The organism is Acinetobacter sp. F9 (genome assembly GCF_019195275.1).
Lineage (GTDB): Bacteria > Pseudomonadota > Gammaproteobacteria > Pseudomonadales > Moraxellaceae > Acinetobacter > Acinetobacter pseudolwoffii.
Map to the genome: position 1 here is coordinate 2,059,549 of NZ_CP078068.1, position 25,297 is coordinate 2,084,845.

General features: G+C 45.7%; 24 protein-coding genes, 5 tRNA genes and 1 riboswitch. Of the genes, 14 read left to right on the plus strand and 15 right to left on the minus strand.

Features of this window, described 5'->3' with window-relative positions; all coding sequences use genetic code 11:
- The first annotated feature begins 15 nt into the window (after positions 1–15).
- Complete coding sequence (gene ftsW, locus KT990_RS09725) at positions 16–1,212, plus strand: putative lipid II flippase FtsW (protein WP_005094435.1); 1,197 nt, start codon at positions 16–18, stop codon at positions 1,210–1,212.
- Here ftsW and KT990_RS09730 read toward each other — a convergent pair.
- The 7 genes from KT990_RS09730 to KT990_RS09760 all read right to left on the minus strand — a co-directional run bounded on the left by KT990_RS09730 (position 1,201) and on the right by KT990_RS09760 (position 7,953).
- Positions 1,201–1,461 carry a zinc ribbon domain-containing protein gene (locus KT990_RS09730; RefSeq protein ID WP_005094432.1) on the minus strand — a complete coding sequence of 87 codons (261 nt, stop codon included), beginning with the start codon at positions 1,459–1,461 and terminating at the stop codon, positions 1,201–1,203. The two genes, ftsW and KT990_RS09730, sit on opposite strands and share 12 nt — an antisense overlap.
- A gap of 56 nt (positions 1,462–1,517) precedes the next feature.
- Positions 1,518–2,438: a tRNA glutamyl-Q(34) synthetase GluQRS gene (gene gluQRS, locus KT990_RS09735; RefSeq protein ID WP_225553535.1), complete on the minus strand. Its 921-nt coding sequence runs from the start codon at positions 2,436–2,438 to the stop codon at positions 1,518–1,520.
- A 2-nt stretch (positions 2,439–2,440) separates the two neighbouring features.
- Positions 2,441–2,968: an RNA polymerase-binding protein DksA gene (gene dksA / locus KT990_RS09740; RefSeq protein WP_004281072.1), complete on the minus strand. Its 528-nt coding sequence runs from the start codon at positions 2,966–2,968 to the stop codon at positions 2,441–2,443.
- A 210-nt stretch (positions 2,969–3,178) separates the two neighbouring features.
- Complete coding sequence (gene cpdA, locus KT990_RS09745; RefSeq protein ID WP_100357775.1) at positions 3,179–3,991, minus strand: 3',5'-cyclic-AMP phosphodiesterase; 813 nt, start codon at positions 3,989–3,991, stop codon at positions 3,179–3,181.
- Entirely contained in the window at positions 3,988–4,623 is a 636-nt protein-coding gene (locus KT990_RS09750; RefSeq protein WP_218208710.1) for an NUDIX domain-containing protein, read from the minus strand. The genes cpdA and KT990_RS09750 overlap by 4 nt, the downstream gene beginning before the upstream one ends.
- Positions 4,624–4,699: 76 nt before the next feature.
- Positions 4,700–6,595, minus strand: a complete 1,896-nt coding sequence (thiC, locus tag KT990_RS09755; protein WP_218208711.1) for a phosphomethylpyrimidine synthase ThiC — start codon at positions 6,593–6,595, stop codon at positions 4,700–4,702.
- Positions 6,596–6,683: 88 nt separating this feature from the next.
- A riboswitch (TPP riboswitch) is annotated at positions 6,684–6,816 on the minus strand.
- Between the two features lie 105 nt (positions 6,817–6,921).
- A complete protein-coding gene (locus KT990_RS09760) occupies positions 6,922–7,953 on the minus strand; it encodes a hypothetical protein (protein ID WP_180049962.1) in 1,032 nt (343 codons plus the stop codon).
- 288 nt (positions 7,954–8,241) lie between these two features.
- Between KT990_RS09760 and KT990_RS09765 the strand changes: the two genes are divergently transcribed.
- Together KT990_RS09765 and phoU are read left to right on the plus strand one after the other, a co-directional pair.
- On the plus strand, positions 8,242–9,600 hold the full coding sequence (locus KT990_RS09765; RefSeq protein ID WP_005094414.1) for a TolC family outer membrane protein: 1,359 nt from the start codon (positions 8,242–8,244) through the stop codon (positions 9,598–9,600).
- Positions 9,601–9,692: 92 nt separating this feature from the next.
- A complete protein-coding gene (gene phoU, locus KT990_RS09770; protein WP_005094412.1) occupies positions 9,693–10,412 on the plus strand; it encodes a phosphate signaling complex protein PhoU in 720 nt (239 codons plus the stop codon).
- A gap of 64 nt (positions 10,413–10,476) precedes the next feature.
- Here the strand turns inward: phoU and KT990_RS09775 are convergent, their stop codons facing one another.
- Positions 10,477–12,279, minus strand: a complete 1,803-nt coding sequence (locus KT990_RS09775) for an ABC transporter ATP-binding protein (protein ID WP_218208712.1) — start codon at positions 12,277–12,279, stop codon at positions 10,477–10,479.
- Positions 12,280–12,429: 150 nt separating this feature from the next.
- On the opposite strand from KT990_RS09775, the gene KT990_RS09780 reads away from it, so the two are divergent.
- On the plus strand, positions 12,430–13,050 hold the full coding sequence (locus KT990_RS09780; protein ID WP_218208713.1) for an alpha-ketoglutarate-dependent dioxygenase AlkB family protein: 621 nt from the start codon (positions 12,430–12,432) through the stop codon (positions 13,048–13,050).
- Between the two features lie 63 nt (positions 13,051–13,113).
- On the opposite strand, the gene ruvX is transcribed toward KT990_RS09780, so the two are convergent.
- The 3 genes from ruvX to recN all read right to left on the minus strand — a co-directional run bounded on the left by ruvX (position 13,114) and on the right by recN (position 15,879).
- Positions 13,114–13,557, minus strand: a complete 444-nt coding sequence (gene ruvX / locus KT990_RS09785; RefSeq protein ID WP_218208714.1) for a Holliday junction resolvase RuvX — start codon at positions 13,555–13,557, stop codon at positions 13,114–13,116.
- Positions 13,550–14,104, minus strand: a complete 555-nt coding sequence (locus KT990_RS09790) for a YqgE/AlgH family protein (protein WP_005094405.1) — start codon at positions 14,102–14,104, stop codon at positions 13,550–13,552. The genes ruvX and KT990_RS09790 overlap by 8 nt, the downstream gene beginning before the upstream one ends.
- Before the next feature lie 113 nt (positions 14,105–14,217).
- Positions 14,218–15,879: a DNA repair protein RecN gene (gene recN / locus KT990_RS09795; RefSeq protein WP_100329416.1), complete on the minus strand. Its 1,662-nt coding sequence runs from the start codon at positions 15,877–15,879 to the stop codon at positions 14,218–14,220.
- 414 nt (positions 15,880–16,293) lie between these two features.
- On the opposite strand from recN, the gene KT990_RS09800 reads away from it, so the two are divergent.
- From KT990_RS09800 to KT990_RS09810, 3 genes are all read left to right on the plus strand, one after another.
- On the plus strand, positions 16,294–16,617 hold the full coding sequence (locus tag KT990_RS09800) for a pyrimidine/purine nucleoside phosphorylase (RefSeq protein WP_004281089.1): 324 nt from the start codon (positions 16,294–16,296) through the stop codon (positions 16,615–16,617).
- A 136-nt stretch (positions 16,618–16,753) separates the two neighbouring features.
- Positions 16,754–17,503, plus strand: a complete 750-nt coding sequence (gene rlmB, locus KT990_RS09805; RefSeq protein WP_218208715.1) for a 23S rRNA (guanosine(2251)-2'-O)-methyltransferase RlmB — start codon at positions 16,754–16,756, stop codon at positions 17,501–17,503.
- Positions 17,504–17,509: 6 nt separating this feature from the next.
- Entirely contained in the window at positions 17,510–18,433 is a 924-nt protein-coding gene (locus KT990_RS09810) for a DMT family transporter (protein ID WP_416378408.1), read from the plus strand.
- A gap of 21 nt (positions 18,434–18,454) precedes the next feature.
- Here KT990_RS09810 and coaE read toward each other — a convergent pair whose 3' ends face one another.
- Genes coaE through pilB form a run of 4 tightly spaced genes read right to left on the minus strand, consistent with a single transcriptional unit; the run spans position 18,455 to position 22,889 of the window.
- Entirely contained in the window at positions 18,455–19,054 is a 600-nt protein-coding gene (gene coaE / locus KT990_RS09815) for a dephospho-CoA kinase (RefSeq protein WP_074383651.1), read from the minus strand.
- Between the two features lies 1 nt (position 19,055).
- A complete protein-coding gene (locus tag KT990_RS13615; RefSeq protein ID WP_218208717.1) occupies positions 19,056–19,916 on the minus strand; it encodes a prepilin peptidase in 861 nt (286 codons plus the stop codon).
- The gene (locus tag KT990_RS09825; RefSeq protein ID WP_100329414.1) at positions 19,916–21,145 is read right to left on the minus strand and encodes a type II secretion system F family protein; all 1,230 of its coding nucleotides are present in this window, start codon (positions 21,143–21,145) and stop codon (positions 19,916–19,918) included. The genes KT990_RS13615 and KT990_RS09825 overlap by 1 nt, the downstream gene beginning before the upstream one ends.
- Before the next feature lie 31 nt (positions 21,146–21,176).
- The gene (pilB, locus tag KT990_RS09830) at positions 21,177–22,889 is read right to left on the minus strand and encodes a type IV-A pilus assembly ATPase PilB (RefSeq protein WP_218208718.1); all 1,713 of its coding nucleotides are present in this window, start codon (positions 22,887–22,889) and stop codon (positions 21,177–21,179) included.
- Positions 22,890–23,166: 277 nt separating this feature from the next.
- Between pilB and tpiA the strand changes: the two genes are divergently transcribed.
- The 7 genes from tpiA (at position 23,167) to KT990_RS09865 (ending at position 25,253) form a co-directional block, all read left to right on the plus strand.
- Entirely contained in the window at positions 23,167–23,958 is a 792-nt protein-coding gene (gene tpiA, locus KT990_RS09835) for a triose-phosphate isomerase (protein ID WP_218208719.1), read from the plus strand.
- A 13-nt stretch (positions 23,959–23,971) separates the two neighbouring features.
- Positions 23,972–24,301, plus strand: coding sequence for a preprotein translocase subunit SecG (gene secG, locus KT990_RS09840; protein WP_005094388.1), 330 nt, complete (start codon positions 23,972–23,974; stop codon positions 24,299–24,301).
- Positions 24,302–24,354: 53 nt separating this feature from the next.
- Positions 24,355–24,439: transfer RNA gene (locus tag KT990_RS09845), tRNA-Leu, on the plus strand.
- 54 nt (positions 24,440–24,493) lie between these two features.
- Positions 24,494–24,570, plus strand: a tRNA-Met gene (locus KT990_RS09850).
- 80 nt (positions 24,571–24,650) lie between these two features.
- Positions 24,651–24,727, plus strand: a tRNA-Met gene (locus tag KT990_RS09855).
- A 68-nt stretch (positions 24,728–24,795) separates the two neighbouring features.
- Positions 24,796–24,872: transfer RNA gene (locus KT990_RS09860), tRNA-Met, on the plus strand.
- Positions 24,873–25,176: 304 nt separating this feature from the next.
- Positions 25,177–25,253: transfer RNA gene (locus KT990_RS09865), tRNA-Met, on the plus strand.
- Positions 25,254–25,297 lie beyond the last annotated feature (44 nt).

Here is a 25,297-nt window from a genome sequence, read left to right on the forward strand (position 1 = left end):
ACAAGGATTCGTGATATGGCTGGGTTTGCTCAGACTACGATCAATAAATTAAACCAATTTTATAGCCAGTGGGTACCCAAGCTCCCTGCTGAGCTAAATCCACGGAATGTACTAATTTTCTGTGTATTGGCTTTACTGTGTATTGGTTCGATCATGGTGGCATCAGCCTCGATGCCTTATGCTGAACGTATGCATGAAAATGCCTTTCATTATATTAGCCGCCATGGCATTTCGATTTTTGTGGCAGCGGTAGCCGCCTATCTAACCTATAAAATTCCCTTAAAAGTCTGGTTTAATAACACTTTCTTTTTGTGGATTATTACCATTGTACTGTTGGTGGCCGTGCTGGTGGTCGGGACTGAGGTTAATGGTTCCAAGCGCTGGATTCGGGTGGCCGGATTTACCTTGCAGGCCTCGGAAGTGGCGAAAGTGATGATGGCGATTTTTACCGCAGACTATGTGGTACGCCGTGCGGAAGAAGTCCGAAACAATATTAAAGGGTTGGTTCGTTTAAGTGCGATTATGGGTGTGACCGTCGGTTTGATTATTCTTGAGCCGGACTTGGGGGCAACCGTGGTGATTACCTTGACCATGCTTGGCGTGTTTTTCCTCGCGGGTGCGCCGTGGATTCAGTTTGGTGTGGCCTTTATGACCTTGGTCGGTGCATTTGCCGCAGCGATTTTATTAGAGCCTTATCGCTTGCAGCGTTTGATGTCTTTTTCAAATCCATGGGAAGATCCACTGGGTAGCGGCTACCAGCTCTCGAATGCACTAATGGCCTTCGGCCGTGGTGAGTGGGCCGGGGTTGGATTGGGGCACAGCATTCAGAAAATGTCCTATCTGCCTGAAGCGCATACTGATTTTATGCTGGCGATTTTAGGTGAGGAATTTGGCTTTTTAGGTATTGCCACCATCCTGATCCTGTCTTTTACCATGCTGGTCTGCTGTATCCGGATCGGACATCGTGCCTTGCAACATCAATATCTACGCGCCGGCTATCTGGCCTATGGGATCTGTATCATTTTCCTGTTACAGATTCTGGTGAATGCCGGTATGAATATGGGCGTGTTACCGACCAAAGGTTTGACCCTGCCATTTATTAGTTATGGGGGTTCATCATTGATTATCTGTGCGGTGATGATCAGTTTAGTGCTGAAAATTGATTCGACCACTCGGCAGGTCAATCCAAGCCGGGAAGAATCAAGCTTCTAGATTGGAGTTGGACCCGGGCTCCGGCTGAGCATGGTCAAGCACTGTGCTCGGCATTGCAGTTCCGCAATTGGAACAGGTCACAAAAGCAGTTTTAGGCTTGGAAAGTGGAATCAATGGAATAAAAAACAAAGAAAAATAATGACGTTGCTGTTTCAGCTCATAGCCTGTACGGGTTCGGCAGACTGGACACAGGAACTGGCTCTTTTCAATAGTTTTGGTTTTAGGGCCGAATCCAAAAATAAAAAACATCTGCTTTTCCTCTCTGATTTTAATTCTAGAATTCTAGCTTAAGCCAAAACAGGTTTTTATTGATAACAACCTTGTAGCGCTGTTGTATGTGGAATCCGTTCAATGTTCCATTGCGCAACCGCCTGTTGCAGCATGCGTTGTGGCGTATCCAGATCAACTTCAGCCTGATGCAAAGCATTAAGTGCCTGTTTTAAGAGTTGTGGGGCCTGACTTAAATCCAGTGCTTGGGCCAGATTCTGTTTTGAGAGTTTTTGTCCCTGATCATTCATCGCCAGGGGTAGATGCATATAATTCAGACGCGGATAACCGAGCAACTGCCCCAGATAGATTTGCCGTTCGGTATTGTCCAGCAGGTCAGCACCACGTACCACATGGGTCATGCCTTGCAGATAGTCATCGACCACTACCGCCAGCTGATAATTAATAATCCCGTCACGACGTTTTAAGACAAAGTCTCCCAGATCTTTCTTCAGCTTTGAGCAGTGTCGACCTTGTAATTGATCTTCAAAACAGATTTCGATATCTTCGACTTTTAAACGGATCGCTTGATTGTCGAATGCCAGAGCTAGGTCACGGCAGGTATCCTGATAGATATGATTGGAACCGAGCATTTTACGGGTACATTGACAGGCATAAACCAGACCCTGCTGACGTAATTGTTCGATCACATCTGCATAAATATCTAAACGGTCTTTCTGGAAAATGATTTCGCCGTCTGGCTCAAGCTGAAAGGCGTCCATGGCACGCAAAATATGCTCTTCACTGCCCGGATAAATACGCGGAATATCGGTATCTTCCACCCGAACCAGCCATGTGCCGTGGTTGGCTTTGGCATCGCAATAACTGGCAACTGCGGTAATGAGGGAGCCAAAATGCAAAGGGCCGGTTGGCGATGGCGCGAACCGACCCACATAAGCCATCCTATTGTCCCCCTCCTTTTTTAAAGGAGGGGTTAGGGGAGGATTATTCAACAGCATCATTAACCGTTATTTTGCTTCTCTTTGATTTCCGCCAGGGTTTTGCAGTCAATACATAAAGTAGCCGTTGGACGAGCTTCTAAACGACGCAAACCAATTTCGATGCCACAAGTTTCACAGAAACCATAGTCATCATTCTGGATCGCTTCGATTGACTGTTCGATTTTACGGATCAGTTTACGTTCACGGTCACGGGTACGCAGCTCAATTGCAAATTCTTCTTCCTGAGTGGCACGATCGTTGACATCAGGCAGGGCAGTATTCTCATCTTGCATCGTATTCAGCGTACGATCCACTTCTGACATCAACTCGGCTTTCCAGGCCAGCAAAATTTGGCGGAAATGCTGAAGCTGACCTTCAGACATGTATTCTTCATTTTTTTTAGGTTGATAAGGTTCAATACCAAATAAGCTAGCAGTAGAACCACCGTCAGTCGTTTTAGGCTTAGATTTGCGTACGCGCTTTGCAGCTTTCTCTTCTACAACATCAGTTTGATTGTCTAAGACTTGATTTTGGTTGTCATTCGCCATTTAGGGCATTCCTCATCATATGCGTATGATTGCTACGCAAAAAATATGGTGATATGCAATTTTTATCCACCCTGTAGAAGGATTATCCTCCTGTGGGGGCCGTCATCATATAGACTTTTTATGCTTATTGATAGTCTTTGATGTCTGGACTATGCATATCACATTTCCTTTGGTTGCAATAAAGTAATGCAAAAAAAACAAATTGAAAAGTTAATAACCTGAAATTTCAGTATTAATATTTTGCTGACTCAATGCCACCCGTTCAATATAGGTATCAAACTCACCATTTTGTTGCAAATGTAATACACGATAACCGGGCGCCGCCTGATCTAGCGCGAAATCCTGGCTTTTAGGTTTGAACTGCACACTGGTCGATGGCGTGGATAAAAAATAGATACCATGCCATTCATTACAGGAATCCTGATGCACATGACCAAACAAGACCAACTTTATATTCTGGTGCCGTGCCAGGACATCTTTTAAATCTTCAGCATTTTTCAGCCGGTGCTGATCAATCCAGTGCGATTTCATCGCAAAAGGGTGATGATGACAAGCGATGATGACATGCTGATGCTTAAACTCAAGCAATAATTGGTTCAATTGATCAAGCTGAGCTTGTTCCACCCAGCCATCAACCTTGCCTTGAACCGCACTATTCAACAAAATCATGGTCCAGCTACCAAAATGAATCGCATGTACCTGATTGGCATTCTGATGAAACGGAAAGATCCGGGTGTCATCATGATTACCCGGAATCTGATAATGCGGCACGTTTAAGGACTGGATAAAGTCTAAATAACGCTGATAAGTTCGTTCCACCGGCACCTGGGCCAGATCACCGGTATGAATCAGCGCATCCATTTTGCGAAAGCGCTGCTGAATCTGCTGCATCACTTCATGAAAACTCTGCTCCGGATTCATCCGGGCAAATTCCAGCTCTTCCCGATCCATCAAATGGGTATCAGAAATCTGGATAATGGTCCAGTCTGGCTGTTCGGTTGTATTTGACTGCGAAAAACTCATGTCTTTCCCCTTAGACATATCCCTGCAGTATGAATATGTTGTTGCAACCATTGCAAGGCCATAATGACCGGTGCATTCCTTAAGCGCCCATTGTTGAGTAGTGTGGAAATATCTGCATAATCCAGAATATGCAGCTGGATATTTTCACCTTCATCCGGCATGCCAAAAACACCGCCCTGTTCAGGCAATTTGGTCTGGGCCACATATAAATGAAACAGTTCGGAACATGCCCCGGCGGAAGGATAGAAGCTGAAAATGTGCTGTAGCTCATCCAGAGTACAGCCTGATTCTTCGAGTGCTTCGCGACGGATGCACGTTTCAGGCGCTTCATCGCCATCCAGAACGCCAGCAATCACTTCGAGTTGCCAAGGAGAACCGACATCGTCCAGTCCGCCAATCCGGAACTGTTCGATCAGACCGAATTTCTGCTGTTGATGGTTGTACATCAGCACACCTGCTGCTTCTGGCCGATGAATCAGCTCACGTTGCAAAATAGGGGTCGAGCTTTCCTGATTAAATAAACGGTGTTTCAGGCTGACTTTTTCTACCTGAATAAATCCCCGGTACAAGAACTCACGTGCCTCTACGCTAAAGTCTTTTTTATTATAAGAGGCCTGTTTAATAATATTCATATGCTCAGATAGAATGAATTGATTTATTTTCATCCTATCTGAGTTTTTTTTGAAGACAACTGTTTTTTTTACAGTTTTATAGTTTGTGGTATAAATTTTGACCAGAGTTATGGAAGCTGGCTTTCATCTGATCCATACCCGCTTCAATTTCGGCCTGAGAGCTTGCCGGCTGATCAGGATTGGCCTGTTGACTGGCATAATCACGAACATTCTGGCTAATCTTCATTGAACAGAACTTCGGTCCGCACATGGAACAAAAGTGCGCGGATTTATGCGCCGCTTTCGGCATGGTTTCATCATGCATGCTGCGTGCCGTGTCCGGATCCAGACTCAAGTTAAACTGATCTTCCCAGCGGAACTCAAAACGGGCTTTGGACAGGGCATTGTCCCGCGCTTGTGCGCCTGGATGACCTTTGGCCAGATCGGCAGCATGCGCGGCAATCTTGTAAGTAATAATGCCGTCTTTGACATCCTTTTTATTCGGCAAACCGAGATGCTCTTTCGGCGTGACATAACACAGCATCGCGGTACCGTACCAGCCAATCATTGCAGCGCCGATGGCTGAAGTAATGTGGTCATAACCCGGTGCGATATCGGTGGTTAAAGGCCCCAAGGTATAAAAGGGTGCTTCTTTACAGACCTCCAGTTGCAGGTCCATATTTTCCTTGATCATGTGCATTGGGACATGGCCCGGACCTTCAATCATCACCTGTACATCATGTTCCCAGGCACGGTGGGTCAGTTCACCCAAGGTTCGAAGTTCGGCAAACTGCGCTTCGTCATTGGCATCCTGCACACAGCCGGGACGTAAGCCATCGCCAAGACTGAAAGACACATCATAGGCTTTCATGATTTCGCAGATTTCATCGAAATGGGTATAGAGGAAGTTTTCCTGATGATGTGCCAGACACCACTGTGCCATAATCGAACCACCACGAGAGACAATGCCGGTCAAACGGTTGGCCGTCAGCGGTACATATCTCAAAAGCACACCAGCATGAATGGTGAAATAGTCCACGCCTTGTTCAGCCTGTTCAATCAGGGTGTCTTTAAAGATCTCCCAGGTCAGGTCTTCGGCCACACCATTGACTTTTTCCAGTGCCTGATAGATCGGTACGGTTCCAATTGGTACAGGAGAGTTGCGGATAATCCATTCACGGGTTTCATGAATATTCTGGCCGGTCGACAGATCCATAATCGTGTCTGCACCCCAGCGCGTCGCCCAGGTCATTTTCGAGACTTCTTCTTCGATACTTGAACCAAGTGCAGAATTACCGATATTGGCATTGATTTTCACCAGAAAATTACGCCCGATGATCATCGGTTCCAGTTCCGGATGATTGATATTGGCCGGAATAATCGCGCGTCCTGCGGCGACTTCCTGACGCACGAATTCTGGCGTAATTTCAGTTAGGTTTTTTGCACCGAAATTCTGGCCCGGATGCTGGCGCATATCGACACCATCGAGTTGACGCAGGTTTTCACGAATGGCGATGTATTCCATTTCCGGTGTGATGATGCCTTGCTTGGCATAATGCATCTGGGTGATGTTGCGGCCGCGTTTGGCTTTGCGAGGTTTTTGGATATGCGCGAAACGGATTGCGGCGGTACGGATATCGCGTAAACGCTGGCGGCCAAATTCAGAACTGAGCTGATCCAGAATTTCGCTATCATTGCGCTGTTCAATCCAGCTTTCACGAACATTCGGCAGACCTTTATTCAGGTCAATCGTCACATTGGGGTCGGTATACACACCAGACGTGTCATAGACCATCAACGGTGGATTATGTTCGCCACCCAGACTGGTCGGGGTTTCACTTAAGGAAATCTCCCGCATCGGTACCTGAATATCAGGACGCGAGCCTGGCAGATAGACTTTACGTGAAGCGGGTAGAATGCGCGTTAAATCACGTGCTTCCTGTTCATGAGCGGAGAGAGAAGTTTCAGAAGAAAGATTCGTTAACTGGTTCATGGCTATGATCCTTATGAATGACATCAACGAATCAAGCACGACCAAAAACGCGGGCAGATTTATCCTGAGCAGATAAAGCAGGGGCTGGGTTTTTAGCTGGCTTGATTCCTACGCAGGTATTAACCTGATCAGGTTCAACGGTACCCATGCTCAATTCCTGATAAAGATAAAAGGAATCACATGATCTCAGCGAGGGATTACTCGCGCTCCGTCAAGCGAGGCTAAAGCTTAGCTCAGTTTATGCCGAATAAACAGGTCTAAATCTCTCAACTTTAGCGATGGTCTCTTCAGGCAGGGGAAGCTGGACTCAAGCCAAATATTTCTAGCTAGATACAGAATGCATCCATAAAACAGTCTTTATCATATTTTTGTGAGGGTGGGCTGATCTTGGCATAATACAGAATCTGTTCAGCATCCGAACGGTTTCGATAGTCGGCAGGCAAGGCTTGCTGGCGCTGTTGTGGATTCATGTCCAGAAACTCCAGAAATTGGCGAGCCTGGGTCGAAAGCGTTGATTTCTGACCGCTGGATAGACCAATAATGGTTTCCAGATGACTGGTATCGACTGCATAACGGTCGCGATAATCCTCAGAAACGGGAGATGCTTCGGTGCCTCTAAACAAAAAATAGGTATATTGTTTCAGCAGGTATTCGGCATCCCGCTTATAGCTGCTCTCAGGATAGGTCTTGAGATAATCTTCCCAAAGCAGACTGCGGGCTGCAATGTCAGCCGCCTCAATTTGCAGGCGTTTTTCCACCAGTACCGGCTGCATATTCTGTTCAGCCAGATGTTCAATAAAAACTTTTTCAGCGTCGGGTAAATAAGGCGCAAAAATGCGGGCCAGATATTCCGGACTACGACGATAATGTAAGTTGCCATCGCCAAGATCCAGCAGTTCGACATAAGCCTGACCTTTGTGTTTTAACAGGTACTGGTCACGTGAGGTGAGCTGCTGAAAATGGGCTTGCTGAATGGTCGGATGCTGGGCCATTTCAAGCGCATACTGTTCAAAGGCGCGTTGCTGGAACTCGGTACGGTCGACGGCTAAAAAGCGCTGATACATTTCAGTAGAACGCAGCATCAGATGCTTCTGCTCCGCCAATTCCATCAGGGGCAGACACACTTTAAGATCCTGATTAACCTGTTCCAGCGCAAAAGTGGTGCGCTGGTCATTAATCTGGGACATATTTTTTTCAATATTCTTGCACATCAGGCTAAAGTCATTGACTGGACTTTGCTTCTGATTGGTCTCAGTCTGTTCAACCTGGATCTGTGGTTCTGACGGCTGCTGACAGCCTGCCAGAAACAGCAGACTGCCGGAAATTAGACAGGCTTTGAATATCGACGGGAATGGCATTAACACTATGTTTCAGGACTCTGTATAGGTGAATTCAGAAAATAACGGCCTTGCTGGGAGATATATTGTATAGATCAAATAAAAATACTATGTTTAGTATTGTGAATTGCTTTGTTACATTGCGGGTATAGATCTTGAAAATTGAATTAATCGTGGATAAAACCCGAGAGTTATATTAAAAAGTTAATAAAAATCATACGCAAAAATGCAAAAAATCTCTTTAGTATGGCTTAGCTTAAAGCGCCAGAATTTTTGATCTGAATGGCTGTTAGGGGTTAACACTATAAAATGAAACTAAAACTCAGTGTCATGGCCGGTTTATTGTGCAGTAGTCCGGCGATTTTTGCCCTGGATTTGCAACAAGCCTATGCGCGCGCCCAGCAAAACGATCCGAACTGGCAAGCGAATCTGTTGCAATATCAGGCCGATCAGCTCAATCTGGGGATTGCCAGCGGAAATTTACTGCCGACCGTGAGTCTTTCAGGAAATATCACCCGTAAAAACCAGTCTGTCAATAACTCGCAATCTGCAGGTTTGCCGCCTGAGTTTGGTGAGTTGCAAAGTTCCAGTACCACCAGCCGTCAGGTGGCTTTAACTGCACGCCAGCCTTTATTCCGCTGGGATGCCTGGCAGGGCTATAAACAGGTCAAAACTTCGGTCGAACTCAGCGAAGTCAACTTACGTCTGCAAAAACAGCAGCATATTTTACAGGTGGCAGAAGCCTATTTTAATGTCTTGCGTCAGCAGTCTTTGACCACGGCATATTTGCAGGAAGAACAGGCTCTATCTGAGCAGCTGCGCATGATGAATGCCAAACTAAAAGAAGGTCTGGTGGCACGTAGTGAGGTCAGTGAAGCCAATGCCCAGTATCAAAGTGCCCAAGCCAACCGGATTTCGACCCAAGTTCAGCTGGTTCTCGCTCAGGAGCAACTGGCTCAGCTGATCGGGCCTTATCAGGAAAATCTGGCGGTATTACGCAATGACTTCCAGTTTCAGAAACCGATTCCAAGTGACATGCAGTCCTGGACAGATTTGGCACAAAGCCAGAATCTGAACATTCTGCAAGCCCGTCTGCAAAAACGCTATTCTGAAGATGCCAAACGGGTTGAGCAGGCCGCTCTCTATCCGCAGGTTGAAGCGGTCGGCACCTATGGCTATCTGAAACAGACACCAGAAACGATTATGTCCAGCAATGGTGATTTCGACCAGATTGGGGTGGAAGTCAACTGGAACCTATTTAGTGGTGGCCGTACCCAGAAAAGTATTCGTCAGGCTGGGGTCAATGTACAAAAAAGTGCAGCCCAATTAGACGCTGCGATCCGCAAAGCCAATACCGATGTGAAGCAGTCCTTCATGCAGGTAGAAACCGATCAGGCCAAACTGAATGCGCGTAAAGCGGCGATGGAATCTTCGGAAATGGTTTCACAAGCCTCCAGAGCCCAATATCAGGAGGGCTTAAAGACCATGGTCGATGTGTTGCTGGCCCAGCGCAATGCTTTTTCTGCCAAAACGGATTATCTGAATGCCAAATATGATTATCTGCTGCATGTACTCCAGTTACAGGCTTCAGTCGGGCAGCTGACCGAAAAGGAGCTGGCAGAGCTGAATGCCTGGCTGATCGAATATGATTCACCTCAGCCCAGATGACGCTACGATTGTCATCAAACTTTCATCATAAATATGCTTTAATGTGCTTTATTATTGATCATCGCTATATGCCGTTTCAGGAGTAGACTTCCTTGTGTCCAAATAATCCTGTGTTAAGTCATCACATTTCTTCGCAATTTAATGAAGAGTTGCAGGACGTCAATACCAAATTCATGACCATGGGCGGACTGGTGGAACAGCAGGTGGCCAACGCCATTCATGCCTTACTGGATACCGATGTCGCCATGGCGATTGATGTGCAGTTTCAGGACAATGTTGTCAATCAGATGGAAAGAGACATTGATGAAGCACTGACCCTGATTCTGGCACGCCGTCATCCTGCTGCGATTGATTTACGGATGGTGCTTGCCATGTCCAAGGCCAATACCGATCTTGAGCGTATTGGTGATGAAGCGTCTAAAATAGGCCGGATTGCACAAAGCCTGAGCGAAGAGGGTAGCTCGCCGCGCGGTTATATGGAAACCCGGCATATTGGCAACCAGGTTCGGGTGATGATTCATGATGCACTGGATGCTTTTGCACGTCTGGATGTAGATCAGGCCTTAAAAGTGATGTTGGCAGATGCGGATATCGACCGTGAATACCAGTCAGCAACACGTACCCTCATGACCTATATGATTGAAGATCCGCGACATATTAGTCGTGTTATCAATGTACTATGGGTGCTTCGTTCACTCGAAAGAATTGGCGACCATGCCCGGAATATTTCTGAACAGGTGATCTATATGGTCAAAGGTTTTGACGTACGTCATACTAGCGTTGAAGAAATTGAGCAAAAAGTTCAGCGTTAAAAACAATTATCTCTCAATAAAAGACCTCCAGCTCGGAGGTTTTTTTATTGGCTTGGAAGAGGCTCTAACTATGGGTTTCTTCCTCGGCATCATCCTCAAAAGTCTTGGCGATTTTTTCAATATTCAGGCTCTTGGCCATGGCATCAAAAATTTCCTTATACACGCCTTGCTGATGATAAAGCTGAGCGTGCTCACCATGTTCGGCAATCCTTCCCTCTTTCATCACATAGGTATAATCCGCGTCAATAATTTGCGACAGGCTATGTGAAATGATAATCACGGTACGGCCTTGCTTGATTTGATCCAGACTTTGCTTGATCTGTTCGGTGGCGATGGCATCCAGACTCGCCGTCGGTTCATCCAGAAAAATAATCGGTGGGTTTTTCAGGAACATCCGCGCCAAGGCAATGCGTTGCTGCTGTCCGCCAGACAGCATGAGGGCATCACTATCATAGCCATCCGGTAACTGTAAAATCTGCGCATGAATCGAGGCTTTTTCTGCCGCCTCAATGATATCGTCCATCGAAGCTGTAGTTTTACCATAACGGATATTCTCAAAAATGGTGCCTTGAAAAATATGATTTTTCTGCAACACCAGACCAATATGATCACGCAAAAATTGGGTGTCATAGTCTTTCAGGTCAATGCCATCCAGTTTGATCTGGCCTTGCTGCGGCTCATAAAATTTATCTAGCAGGCTGATCAGGGTAGATTTCCCCGCACCGGATAAGCCGACCAAAGCCGTGATCTTATTCGGACGAATTTCCATCTCAATATTTTTCAGGGCGTGATGGCCATTCGGATAATAAAAATTCACCCCATTCAGTTCAAACTTACCTTGAACAGGCGGTTTTTGCTGGCCGCTTTGTTCAATTTCCTGATCCGCTTCCAGAATCTTAAAGAAGCTTTCTGAATAGATCATGGCATCATTTACTTCATCATAAATCCGGTGCAGTGAGCGAATCGGGGCGGAGACATTATTAAACAGCAGCACATGGAACATGATCATGCCGATACTCATCTGGCCATCCAGCACAAAGTAAGAGGTCAGAATAATAATCAGCACAATGCCGATCTGTTCCAGGAACGTTTTCAGACCATCAAACAGGAAACTGGTCTGGCGGGTTTTCATCTGGTTGTCGGTCAGTTCGCGTTGCAATCCTAACTGCTTTTCCGACTCAATCGCTTCCCGGTTAAAGGATTTGATCACGGTAATTGAATTAATAATACTGAGAATACCCTGACTCTTTTTCTCGCGGCCATCTCTTAAACTGCGGCGCCAACCACCGAGCTTTTGTGCCTGTTTATAGGTCAGCCAGAAATAGATCGGGACAATGGCGGTGGCCACCAGGCCGACATACATATTGGCGTAGTACATCAGGCCCAAAGCCACAATTGCGCTGGTAAATAACGGTAAAATATCAATAAAAAAGATCTGTACCAGACGGGTCAGTGAGCCGATACCACGATCAATACGGGTCTGTAATTTTCCGGCCTGATTATTTTCCTGATTAAAAAATTCCAGACGATATTTTAAGAATTTTTCAATAATTCCTTGGGCCAGATCCTGAGAAACAAAAATCCGTAGCTTTTCTCCATAGAACTTCTGGCCGAATTGGACAAAGGCATTGATAATCTCTTTACCGAGCAAGATCGCTGAAATCGTAATCAGAATATGCCAGCCTTGCTCCAGTCCCTGACCTTGTTCCAGCAGCGCATTGATACTATCGACTGCATATTGCAGGGTTAGCGCATTGACCTGTGCGGTAAAGGAACCGATCAGGGTCAAAATCAGCGTGGCAATGACCAGCACCCGATAGGGCTGAACAAAAGGACGAAGTTTCTGAAACAGCTGCCATAAGTTCATAAAGGATTATTTTTATTGTGAAAGTTAAATTCAGTTTAGGCAGGAACAGGACAAGTCACAAGAGCAAATCTTGTAGTCATTTGTGAAATTCGGTTGTACTTTTTCAAAGTCAATGTCAGTATTTTCAGTAAGATACTCGGTCTAATTGAGATGACTTTAGATTTATTTGTGCCCCAACCTGAAACGAATATCTTACCCTTTGATGGGGTGGTGGAGGACTATGGTCTGATTCTGGAGCAGGCACAAAGCCAGCAGTATTTGCAGTATTTTCTGAGCCAGTTGGCCTGGCAACATGATGAAGTACGGTTGTTCGGCAAGCACTATATCACAGCACGCAAGGTGGTCTGGTATGGCGATGCGCACTATCAATATCGCTATTCGGGGACGCTCAAGCAAGCTCAGTTGTGGCCCCCGGGATTATTGCGTTTAAAGCAGCATATTGAACAGCTGGTGGGTCATCCCTTTAATTCCTGTCTGGCCAATTTATATGAAGATGGTTCACAAGGCTTGGGTTGGCATAGCGATGATGAGCCTGCTTTATATACAGGAAGTTCTCGGGAAAATGTCATTGCTTCTCTGAGTCTGGGCGTGACCCGTAAAATGAGTTTTAAACATAAAACCCACGGGGATAAAGTCGAGTTGCTGTTACACAGTGGCCAACTGATTGTGATGCGCGGCCAGACCCAGCAGTACTGGAAACACAGCATTGGTAAAAGTAGCAAAGTTTTGACACCCAGAATTAATCTGACCTTTCGTTATTTTTATCCTTAAATCATGTTTTTAGGCATAAAAAAGCATCCCAAAGGATGCTGATTTTAAAATTTCATCAGCAGTTTAAGGGGTGATTCCGGCAGGATGGCGATACCAACTTTCAATCAATAAGGCTGCGGCGATACTATCAGCAGAAAGTTTCTTGCCGCGACCTTGCGCCTGATAATGATCCAGCTCATCGCGTGCTTCACGGGTGGTCAGACGCTCATCCACCATCAAGGTTGCAATATTGGTCTGGTGCCGTAAACGGCGCGCAAATTTACGTGCCCGTGTCGAAAGCTCCGATTCACTATCATCCATATTCAGTGGCAAACCGACCAGAAATAGATTCGGTTGATGGCTTTTTACTATTTTGAACAGTTCATCCCAGTTCGGAATACCATCTTTCATGGGAAATAAAGGTAGGGGACTGGCACTTGCAATCAGGGATTGTCCAACAGACATTCCCATTTTTTGTGTACCAAAATCAAACGCCATAATGGTTTGTGGCGTGTTTACATCAGGCATGTCCAATCTCGGAAGATAACCAGTTGCGGTCGACGCCCATCTTTTTATAGGCAGCATCCCAACGGTCGTTATAAGGTAAGTTAAAAATCAGATCCATATCAGAATCACAAATCAGCCAGTCACCACGGGCAATTTCCTGTTCTAGCTGGTGTTTGCCCCAACTGGCATAGCCGAGTGCGATCTGATAGCGACCCACACCTTCATTATGCGCAATTGCATCCAGAATATCTTTGGAGGTGGTGATACAGACATTTTCGCCCACCGCAATAGAGGAATGCCAGGTCGGCTGACCGGTATGCAGCACAAAGCCGGCCTCAGGGCGTAAAGGGCCACCTTGCAAGACTTCATGCGGATTGACATTGTCTGCTTCAATATCAAGATCATTCAGCAATTCTTTAATTTGAATACCGGCAGGGCGATTGATGATGATGCCTTGTGCACCATCTTCATCATGGCGAGCCAGATAGATCACCGTCTGGGCAAAAAAATCATCATCCGCATGTGGCGGCGCAATCAGACAACGATGTGTCAGAAACTGTTTGGTCACCTGAGCAGTTCTCCTTAAAATCAATTTCTTCGCAAAGAAATCGTATGATCCTAACCGCTACGTTACTCGAGCTTTATGGATTTACCAACTTTTATTTGTCTGGATTGTGATATTTAAACCTGCTGAAATTTCAACTGACGTAACTGACGGGCATGTTGTAAAGTCGTTTCACTGATTTCAACACCACCGGTCATGCGCGCGAGTTCATCAATACGTGCATCTTCTTGCAAACTCAGAATGGTGCTGCTGGCCGGGTCGGTTTGCTGCTTTTTCACGAGTAAATGCTGATCGGATTGTGCGGCCACTTGTGCCTGATGGGTAATACACAGAATCTGCACATGTTGGGCCAAACCTGCCAATAAACGCCCGACAATCTCTGCTGTACCACCACTGATCCCGACATCAATTTCGTCAAAGACCAGTACTTCGGCTTCGGTTTTTTCTGCATTCATGACCTGCATCACCAGTGCAATACGCGACAGCTCACCACCTGATGCCACGCGAGCCAGGGGTTGTGCCGGAATGCCTTTATTGGCAGTAAATAGGAGTTGAATAAAGCTGAGGCCTTCACTCGATGGCTGTTCCAAAGCTTCAAACTTAAACTCGAAATGGGCTTCTGGTAGTGCCAGTTGTTTAACCTGTTCTGTGAGCTGCTTGGCCAGAGGTGCTGCGGCTTCACGGCGAATCTGATCCAGATGTTGGGCTTTCTCCAGAAAATCCTGATAAGAGACTGCAACCTGTTCAGCCAGTGTTTCCGGGTCTTCCAGTTGATGCAGCTGTTCTAATTCGGTTTGCCAGGTTTCATATTCTGCCTTGAGCAATTCCGGTTGAGTACGATATTTACGAGCCAGACGGTGGAAAACCTCTAAAGTTGAATTCAGTTCTTCCATGCGTTCCGGGTCAAAACTCTGACGATCCATAAACTGACGTAAATTCGCCGCAGCATCTTCAAGTTCGCTTTGTGCATTTAATAAGGAATTATAAATTCCGGAAAGCTGCTCACTACGACCGGCATGCGATTCGACCCGACGCATAATTGATGCGAGTTCCTGGGTCATGTTCTGTTCAGCCTCATCGAGTACATTCAGGCTATAGACACAATCCTGCATGATCGCTTCATGATGGGAAAGCCGGTCAAATTCCTGCTCAATCTCCTGATAATCAGTCTGAACGATGTCTTCCAGTTCTTCCAGTTGCAGCTCAAGGGTTTCGATACGCTGTTTACGGGTGGCTTGTGCATCCAGTGCTGCCTGATGCTGGCGGATATTTTTCTGCCAGGTACTGTAAGCATCCCGTACCGCTTGCGCCGGCGCATAAAAATGATAATAACGATCCAGCCAATGCTTCGGATAAGGGGGTTCGAGTAGTTGTTGCTGACTGTGCTGGCTATAGAGTTGAACCAGTAAACGTCCAATTTCTTTTAGTTCGGACAGGCTGCTCGGTCGTCCATTGATCCAGGCTTTGCTGCGACCGGTGGCAAAAATTACCCGGCGTAAATGGATTTCACCTGATTCATCATCCAGCTCATGTTCTTTTAACCACGCGGCTTCAGGACTATGTTCCTGATAGCTAAAGCTTGCAGTCACATCGGCTTTTTCGGAACCATAACGCACATAATTGGTATCGGTTCGCTCACCCAGACAGGCAGACAAGGCATCTAACAAGAGGGATTTACCTGCACCGGTTTCACCGGTTAAAACGTTAAAACCTTTATCAATATCAATAGCAAGGTGCTCAGCTAAAGCAAAATTGATCAGAGTTAAATGTGTCAGCATAAACGCATCCGGGCTGCGAAAAGTTTGAGTGAAATAGCCTGATGTTGGATTGGGGTCACAACACGGCTGTGATTATAAATCAGGATGAATCAATTTCATTCTATCTTAAATTTTAGCGATTCATATATGCTTATTTCACTGTATTTTCGAAAGAAGCTGACTCAAAAGCCGGCAAATTCACTGCTTGTTTTCATAGTTTTGACATTGTCAAAGTTTAAGCTAGAAACCAAATCTGGCGGGCTGAATATACCATCAAGCCAGTAAACAAGCGGCCAGAATACCCCTTTCGCAACAGGCATTCAGGCGAGATAGAATATTTCACCGCTGCCGACAAACTTCGATTGATTAGTTGAGAGTGCACATTTAAACTACAGCAATCAAAATATTACAAAATGCTTTATCTGGAGAAATCGCATGTCAGCTCAGTTTGATCATGTATCTGTACTTAAAAAATCAAATGTATATTTCGGCGGTTTATGTATCAGCCATATTGTTCAATTTGAAGATGGCACCAAAAAGACTTTGGGGGTCATTTTACCATCAGAAAATGCCTTAACCTTTGAAACGCATGTGCCTGAGCGCATGGAAATTGTTTCAGGTGAATGTCGTGTTCAGATCGGAGATAGCGAAGAAAGTGAGCTGTTCCGTGCAGGCCAGTCCTTCTATGTGCCGGGTAATAGCCGTTTTAAAATCGAAACCGATGATGTGCTGGACTATGTCTGCCATTTTGAAGGTTAAGTACAGCGCAAGATCAGTGCAAACCGGGCAAGAAATTTCAGTGCGAATCGGTTAAACTAATCATTCTATAGAAATCCTGTGAAGTCAGCTTTACGGGATTTTTCTTTTATATATAAATTTAATTTAGAGGTCGTTCATGGCAAAACCTGAATATTTTTATGGCGTACATTCAGTGGAGTCATTGTTAGAGCTTGAGCCTGAACGTGTCTTGACATTATTCACTCTCAAAGGACGCGATGATCAGCGTTTAAAACGTGTACTGGAACTGGCTGAACCGTTTGGCATCAGTGTGCAGCAAGCCAGCCGTGACAAACTGGAAAAATTGGCCGGTCAACCCTTTCATCAGGGTGTTGTAGCAGCCGTTCGTGCCCATCCGGTCTTGAATGAAAAAGATCTTGAGACATTATTGAGCGCAAATCCGCAAGCCTTGTTATTGGCCCTTGATCATATTACCGATCCACACAACCTCGGAGCATGTGTGCGTACCGCCGCTGCGATGGGTGTTGAGGCGGTGATTGCACCACGTGATCGTTCTGCAAGCTTGACTCCGACTGCACGTAAAGTGGCTGCCGGTGGTGCTGACAAAGTCAAATTTATTCAGGTGACTAATCTGGCGCGTACCTTGGGGCAAATCAAAGAAGACTTTAATGTGCGAGTCGTCGGTACCATGCTGGATGAAAAAGCGCTGCCGATTCAGGAGTTTGATTTCACCGATACTGGTGTCTGTGTGGTGATGGGTGCGGAAGATACCGGTCTACGTCCAATTACACAAAGCCAATGCGATCAGACGGTGTATATCCCGATGGCGGGTAATCTGCAAAGCCTGAATGTCAGTGTGGCGACCGGTATGGCACTGTATGAAGCTTGCCGCCAGCGTAACCTATAATTGATGATGGCATTGTCAGATCGTACACAGGGCTATGTCTTTCTACTGACGACCATGTGTATCTGGGGCGGTTTTACTTTAACCGCCCGTCTGAATGCGCTTTGGAACATCAGTGCCTGGGATATCGTGGCTCTGCGGTTTTCTCTGGCTTTTCTGATTCTGATGCCGATCTTGCTCTATCGCAAAGAGGCGGCTTTTTTACTGAAAAAAGAACCCTTTATTCTGGCCATGATTGGCGGAGTAATTTACTGTCTGTTTGCCTATAGCGCCTTTCATTATGCGCCTACCGCCCATGCCGCGATTTTCTTGAATGGCTGTATTCCGATTTGTACTGCAATCATGGCTTTTTTCCTGATGGGGCAGGCTTTTGATAAGCATACCTGGGCCAGCCTGATTATTATGATTGCGGTGCTCTGTATCATGAGTCTGCTGATGTATCAGGAAACCGGGGTGGCATTCGGGGCAGGGGATGGGCTGTTTTTTATCAGTGCAATACTCTGGGCAATTTTTACCGTGTTATTGCGGAAATATCAGTTAACTGCATGGCAGGCAATGAGCGGTGTCGCGATCTGGTCAGCAGTGGTTTACGTACCTGTTTATCTGCTGTTTTTACCCAAAAATTTGAGTGTGCCAGAACCCCAGCATTTATTGTTTCAAACCATCTTTCATGGGGTTTTTGTGGTAATTATTGCCACTTTAAGCTATGTCGAAGCAATCAAGCGTCTCGGTGCATTTAAAGCCGGTAGTATTACCAATCTTGCACCATTTATTGCTGCGATTCTGGCGGTGCCTTTATTAAATGAAGTGCTGAGCCTGGCGATGATCTGTGGCTTGGTGGGGATGGCAATTGGGGCCTTACAGCCTTGGCGCTGGATTGGCCGTAAAGATAGTTTAGAAGCACAACTTGCAGCACAGAAAAAGCAGTCTTAATCGGACTGCTTTTTTTATACCTCAGGCAGCTGCCATGTTTAAATATTTTTCATGCAATGGGCGGAGATGGGCATAAAGATGATCCAGATGACCATCATTCAGCACAATATCATCAGCCATGGCCTGTTTCTGTTCACGTGACATTTGTGCGGCAATAATGTTTCGGATTTGCTCAATATTTTGACCATCACGTTGTGAGGCACGTTCAATTTGCAATTCGATTGTGGCATCAATCAGTAAGCGATGCTGAGTGAGCTCATGTTGATTGGTCTCAAACAGGAGCGGTGAAACCAGAATGGCATAGGAACTTTGCGCAGCATCTAACTGCTGAATAATCGAAGTGCGAATTGCTGGATGAGTAATATTTTCCAGGGTTTTACGTGCTTCAGGAGACTGGAAAATATATTCGCGCAAGGCACGACGATTCAGTGAACCATCTTCAAGCAGTACCCAATCCCCAAAAGCCTGCTGAATCTGGGCGAGTGCAGGCTGGCCAATCTCGACCACTTCACGCGCCACCACATCGGCATCCACAACGACAATGCCTTGTGCTTCAAACCATTGACTGGCCGCAGACTTGCCACTACCAATCCCGCCGGTTAATCCGAGTATAAATTTCACTTTATTGACCTAAATACACTTTCATAATCTGCTCGCCCCACAGAAAAGCAATCCAGCCGGCAATCGCGATATAGGGACCAAAGGCAAAAGGCTGATTTTCCTTACGGACTTTCAGCAGGATAATCCCGATAATCGCACCCACTAAAGAAGAAAGGAGCACAATTAATGGTAATAGCAAAGGCCCCATCCAGGCACCCAAGGCGGCAAGCAATTTAAAATCGCCATAGCCCATACCTTCCTTGCCAGTGACAATTTTAAAGACATAATACACCACCCACAAACACAGGAAGCCAATGATATAGCCCCAGATGGCAGAACTCGGTGAGGTATAGAGGGCATAACTATTGACGCCCAGACCCAGCGCGGCCAGGGGTAGGGTATAACGGTCCGGCAATAACTGGGTGTCAAAATCAATAAAGGTCAGTGCAATTAAGACATAAGTCAGAATCAGGCCAAATAACATCTGGACAGTCGGACCAAAAACAGCCACCACCATCAGCGCACAGGCCGCGGTCAGAAGCTCAATAAATGGATAGCGGGTACTGATGGGATTTTGACAGTTGCCGCACTTGCCGCGCAAGACCAGCCAGCTGATGACGGGAATATTCTGGTACCAGTGGATTGGCTGATGACATTTGGGGCAAGTCGAATCGGGTTTGCTTAAACTTAATTTGGTCTCATCAATAATTGGCTGTTCCGGATGCAGGAACATTTGGCAATCGGTACGCCATTCCTGCTCCATCATCTTGGGAGTGCGATAAATCACCACATTTAAGAAACTACCAATGCAGAGACTAAAAAGCCCAACTGCGCTATACAGCGCTGTTGGGTTTTGAATGAAATATTGAATAAGATCTTGCATTAAACCACAGAACCCATTTGGAAGATTGGAAGGTACATGGCAATCACCAGACCACCGACAAGTACACCGAGAACAGCCATGATCAAGGGCTCCATCATGGAAGTGAGACCGTCTACGGCATTGTCGACTTCATTTTCATAATGGGTAGCAACTTTATCCAGCATGGCATCTAACGCACCGGATTCCTCACCAATGGCGACCATTTGCACGGCCATAGATGGAAACTTGTTGGTCACCCGCATGGCAAACTGTAATTGCTGACCAGTGGCAACATCTTCGCGGATTTTCATGACGGCATCTTCATACACCACGTTATTGGTTGCGCCAGCAGTGGATTCCAGTGCATCAATCAAGGGTACACCGGCTGCAAAAGTGGTGGCCAAGGTACGGCTATAACGGGCAATAATCGCTTTATACACCAGATCACCGAAAATCGGTGCTTTAAGTGCTGCTTTATCCAGAAAATCACGGAATTTTTTACTGCGTTTTTTTGCTTCCAGAAAAGCCGTAATGATGGCCCCAATGGCAATAATGAGCAGGAACCAATATTTTTGCATCCATTCCGACATATTGACCACCATTTTGGTAAAAGCCGGTAAGTCAGCACCAAATGAAGAGAATAAATCCTGGAAAACCGGGACCACTTTTACCATTAGAATAATCGTGACAATCAGCGCGACCACGACCACCGCAGCCGGGTACTTCATGGCTTTTTTAATTTTTTGCTTGAGCAGTTCACTTTTTTCCTTGTAGATCGCGACCCGATCCAGCATGGTTTCTAGCGCACCGGATTGTTCACCCGATTCGACCAGTGAACAAAATAGTTTATCGAAGTATTGCGGGTATTTACGCAGTGCACCGGCAAAGGTATTACCACCTTCCACCTCACCTTTAATCCCCAGAACGACTTCACGCATGGCTGGATTCTCCAGACCCTCTGCAACAATTTCAAAGCCTTGTACTAAAGGTACGCCGGCTTTCATCATGGTCGCGAGCTGTCGGGTAAAAATCGTAATATCCAGTGTGCTGACACGTTTTTTCATTAAGCCTTCGAGAATGTTTTTTTTCTTTTCCCGAATGGTCTTGATGCTGATGCCCTGTTTTCTGAGCGTCACTTTGGCCAGTGCCATGTTGCGCGCCGGCAATTCCCCCTTGATCTTTGCCCCTTTACGATCAATTCCTTCATAGCTGAAGATCGGCATCATCTGGCCTTTCTTTACTGCTGCCATACCTTTATCCTTATTTTAGATCAGCGCACGATCATTCGCTGGTGACACGATTGACTTCCTGTAAAGAAGTCACCCCCTGCATCACCTTGATTAAACCTGATCGGCGTAAATTGTTAAAACCTGCACGGGCAGAAGCATCGGCAATTTCAAGTGCATTGCCATCTTCCATAATAATTCTAGAAATTTCAGGCGTCACTTTCATGACTTCATAAACACCTACACGACCCTTATAGCCTTCGCGACATTCATTGCAACCTACCGGCTCATAGATCTGGAACTCTGGTTGCTGGAGATCTGCTTCGGTAAAACCCATTTCCAATAAACTCTGCTGTGGAATGTCGGCAGGTTTTTTACATTGTGAACACAGGCGACGTGCTAGTCGTTGTGCAATAACCAGATTCACTGAAGTGGCAATATTAAAAGACGGCACGCCCATATTGCGTAAACGGGTCAGGGTCTCAGGCGCACTGTTGGTATGCAGCGTTGACATCACCATATGACCGGTCTGTGCCGCTTTAATGGCAATTTCTGCAGTTTCCAGATCCCGGATCTCACCGACCATCACGATATCTGGATCTTGGCGTAAGAATGACTTCAAGGCAGCAGAGAAGGTCAGGCCGACTTTATTGTTGACGTTGACCTGGTTAATTCCTTGCAGGTTGATCTCGACCGGATCTTCCGCGGTGGAAATATTGGTATCTTCACGATTCAGGATGTTCAAACCGGTATAAAGTGAAACCGTTTTACCAGAACCCGTTGGCCCGGTAATCAGCAGCATGCCTTGCGGTTTATCCAGCGCCTGCATAAACAGTTCTTTTTGTTCCGGTTCATAACCGAGTGCATCGATCCCCAGCATCGCGCTAGATGGATCTAGAATACGCAGTACCAGTTTTTCGCCAAACAGGGTCGGTAATGAGTTGACACGGAAATCAATGGCTTTGTTCTTTGAGAGTTTCAGCTTGATACGGCCATCCTGAGGAACACGTTTTTCAGAAATGTCCATTTGCGACATGACTTTTAAACGTGAAGACAGGCGGGTTGCCAACTGCAGCGGCGGTGTTGCAATTTGGCGCAGTACCCCATCGACCCGATAACGAACCCGGTAGATTTTTTCATAAGGTTCAAAATGCAGATCCGAAGCACCCATACGAATCGCATCGATTAATAATTTATTGATATATTTGACAATCGGTGCTTCTTCTTCACCTTTGTCTTTTTCATCTTCTTCTTTACTCGGATCAGATGAATCGAAATCTACATCCAGATCAAAGTCTTCATCAAACTCAAAGGTGCTTTCTTCAGTAAAATTCTGCTCGATCAGTTTTTCAAGCTTATTATGTTCAACAATAATGGTTTCAATATTGAGTTTAGTCGAAAAACGGACTGCATCAATTGCTTCGATATTGGTCGGGTTACTGGTTGCAACATACAAAATACTGGAATTTTTAAAAATCGGCAGGATGCGATGCTTGGTAATCAGCTTTTCATCAATCGCATCCCGCAAAATTTGGGCAGGATCATAGGCGCTGATATCAAACAGCGGTTCGCCAAATTCAACTGAAATCGTTTCAGCAATGACGGTCGGGGAAAGCTGTTGCTGGTTAATCAGCTCCGCGACAATATCGATTTTTTCTTGTTTGGCATGCGCCAATGCACTGCGCATATCTTCAGCCGAGATGACGCCTTCCTCGACCAAACGACGAATAAATCCGGTAAATCTCGGCGACCCCTGTAATGCTGTCATGCTATAAATGCCTACTCATTAAATTCTTTTAATTGCTATACTAAAATTATACGTTTGTTACGTAAAAATACCATAGCCAAGAGTGCTGCTAGCTTCTTCATCTCCAGTAAAAGCATGAACTGGTTGGAAGAAGTCCCCATTTTTTTAAGTGATAACAAAAAATAACCATTTTGGATAGTCTAAACCGAGAATGAGTGATAAGAAAACTATTCTTTTAATTTTCCAATTCCGTGTAGAATGTGCCCAATTCAAAATATGTAAATGAAATAGGTTAATTATGTCGGTTTCGACGATTACCCCTTGGGTGATAGGTAACTGGAAAATGAATCCGGTGCAGGCAGAGGCATTGAGCTTGGTGCGTGATATTAAGAATTTACTGGAAACTGCACCGATTGCCGAAGATCAATGTCATTTAGGTGTAGCACCAATTGCGATTGCCTTAAGCCGGATTCAGGCAGAACTGTCATCTGCAGTTCGTCCGATTTATACCGTAGCACAAGATGTTTCACGTATTTCTGGAACAGGCGCCTACACCGGTGAAGTCAGTGCTGAATTACTTGCAGACAGCCAAATCCAGTATGTACTGGTGGGTCATTCCGAGCGCCGTGAAATATTTGCAGAAAAGTCTGATATTTTAAATGCTAAAATCAAGAATGCTTTAAGTGCTGGTTTGACTGTAATCTATTGTGTCGGTGAAAGCCTGGAACAACGTGAAGCAGGGCAGGCAGAAGCTGTCGTATTGCAACAAATTTGTGATATCGCTGCTGTGGTTGAAGCGGAGCAATGGAAAAATGTCGTGATTGCCTATGAACCGATCTGGGCAATTGGAACCGGTAAAACTGCTTCTCCTGAAGATGCGCAGGCCATGCATGCACAAATCCGTCAAGGTTTAAGCCAGATTACGGGCTATGGCGAGAGTATGGCGATTTTATATGGTGGTAGTGTCAAGCCGGAAAATGCAGTAGAGTTAGCAGCCTGCCCGGATATCAACGGGGCATTGGTCGGTGGTGCATCACTCAATGCTGAGTCGTTCCATAAAATTGCTCATGCATTTGCAAATACACAATAATTAGGAGTTCAGCATGCAAACTTTTGTGCTGGTAGTACATATTATCTTAGCTGTTTTGATGATTGTCTTGATTTTGGTTCAGCATGGTAAAGGTGCAGATGCTGGTGCCTCTTTCGGTGGCGGTGGTGCGGCGACAGTATTCGGGGCATCGGGTTCCGGCAATTTTATGACCCGTTTGACTGCTATTTTAACGGCGCTATTTTTTGTGACCAGTTTGACTCTGGCTGTTTTGGCCAAGAAAGACAGCACAAATGCCTATAGTTTGGGAACGGTTCAATCTGCGCCGACCATGCCTGTGCAATCGAATGAAACTTCACCAACTGCACCAGAAACGACCGAATAGTTTTAATTAGTCCTTTCTTTTTTCCAGTGATGCGACTAGAATGCGTCACAGCTGCGGTGGTGGTGGAATTGGTAGACACGCTACCTTGAGGTGGTAGTGCTTTCGGGCGTGGGGGTTCAAGTCCCCCCTTCCGCACCAACTTATAATCCAGAAATTTAAGTTGGTGTATGCAGCTGAAAAAACTTCTGTTGATGCGGGATGGAGCAGTCTGGTAGCTCGTCGGGCTCATAACCCGAAGGTCGTTGGTTCAAATCCAGCTCCCGCTACCAATCAATCCTTTTTAAAGACGCAAACTTTTAAGAGGCAGTTTAATAAGTTATTAAGCTGAGAAATATAATTTGCATGTTGTTGCGGGATGGAGCAGTCTGGTAGCTCGTCGGGCTCATAACCCGAAGGTCGTTGGTTCAAATCCAGCTCCCGCTACCAATCTTTTAAAGATGCAAACTTTAAAAGCAGTTTAAGTTTTTTTAAGCTGAATGTTATTTGTACGCTGATGCGGGATGGAGCAGTCTGGTAGCTCGTCGGGCTCATAACCCGAAGGTCGTTGGTTCAAATCCAGCTCCCGCTACCATTTAAATAGTTTGGTAAACGTTATTTATAGATTTAGTTGATTGCTTGTCGGGCTCAACTCTCTATAATCTAGCGAAGGTCGTTGGTTCAAATCCAGCTCCCGCTACCATTTAAATGGTTTGGTAAACGTTATTTATGGATTTAGTTGATTGCTTGTCGGGCTCAACTCTCTATAAACTGGCGAAGGTTGTTGGTTTACATCCAGCACCCACTACCATTTTTTCAGTCACAGATGACAAATATGCAGAATGATGCAGTTTTGATTGAAAAGCTCTCATCTTTTGTATATAATTTTTGCACGTTGATGCGGGATGGAGCAGTCTGGTAGCTCGTCGGGCTCATAACCCGAAGGTCGTTGGTTCAAATCCAGCTCCCGCTACCAAGTTTCTAAAAAGAGGCTCACAACAAGGTGGGCCTTTTTGCACA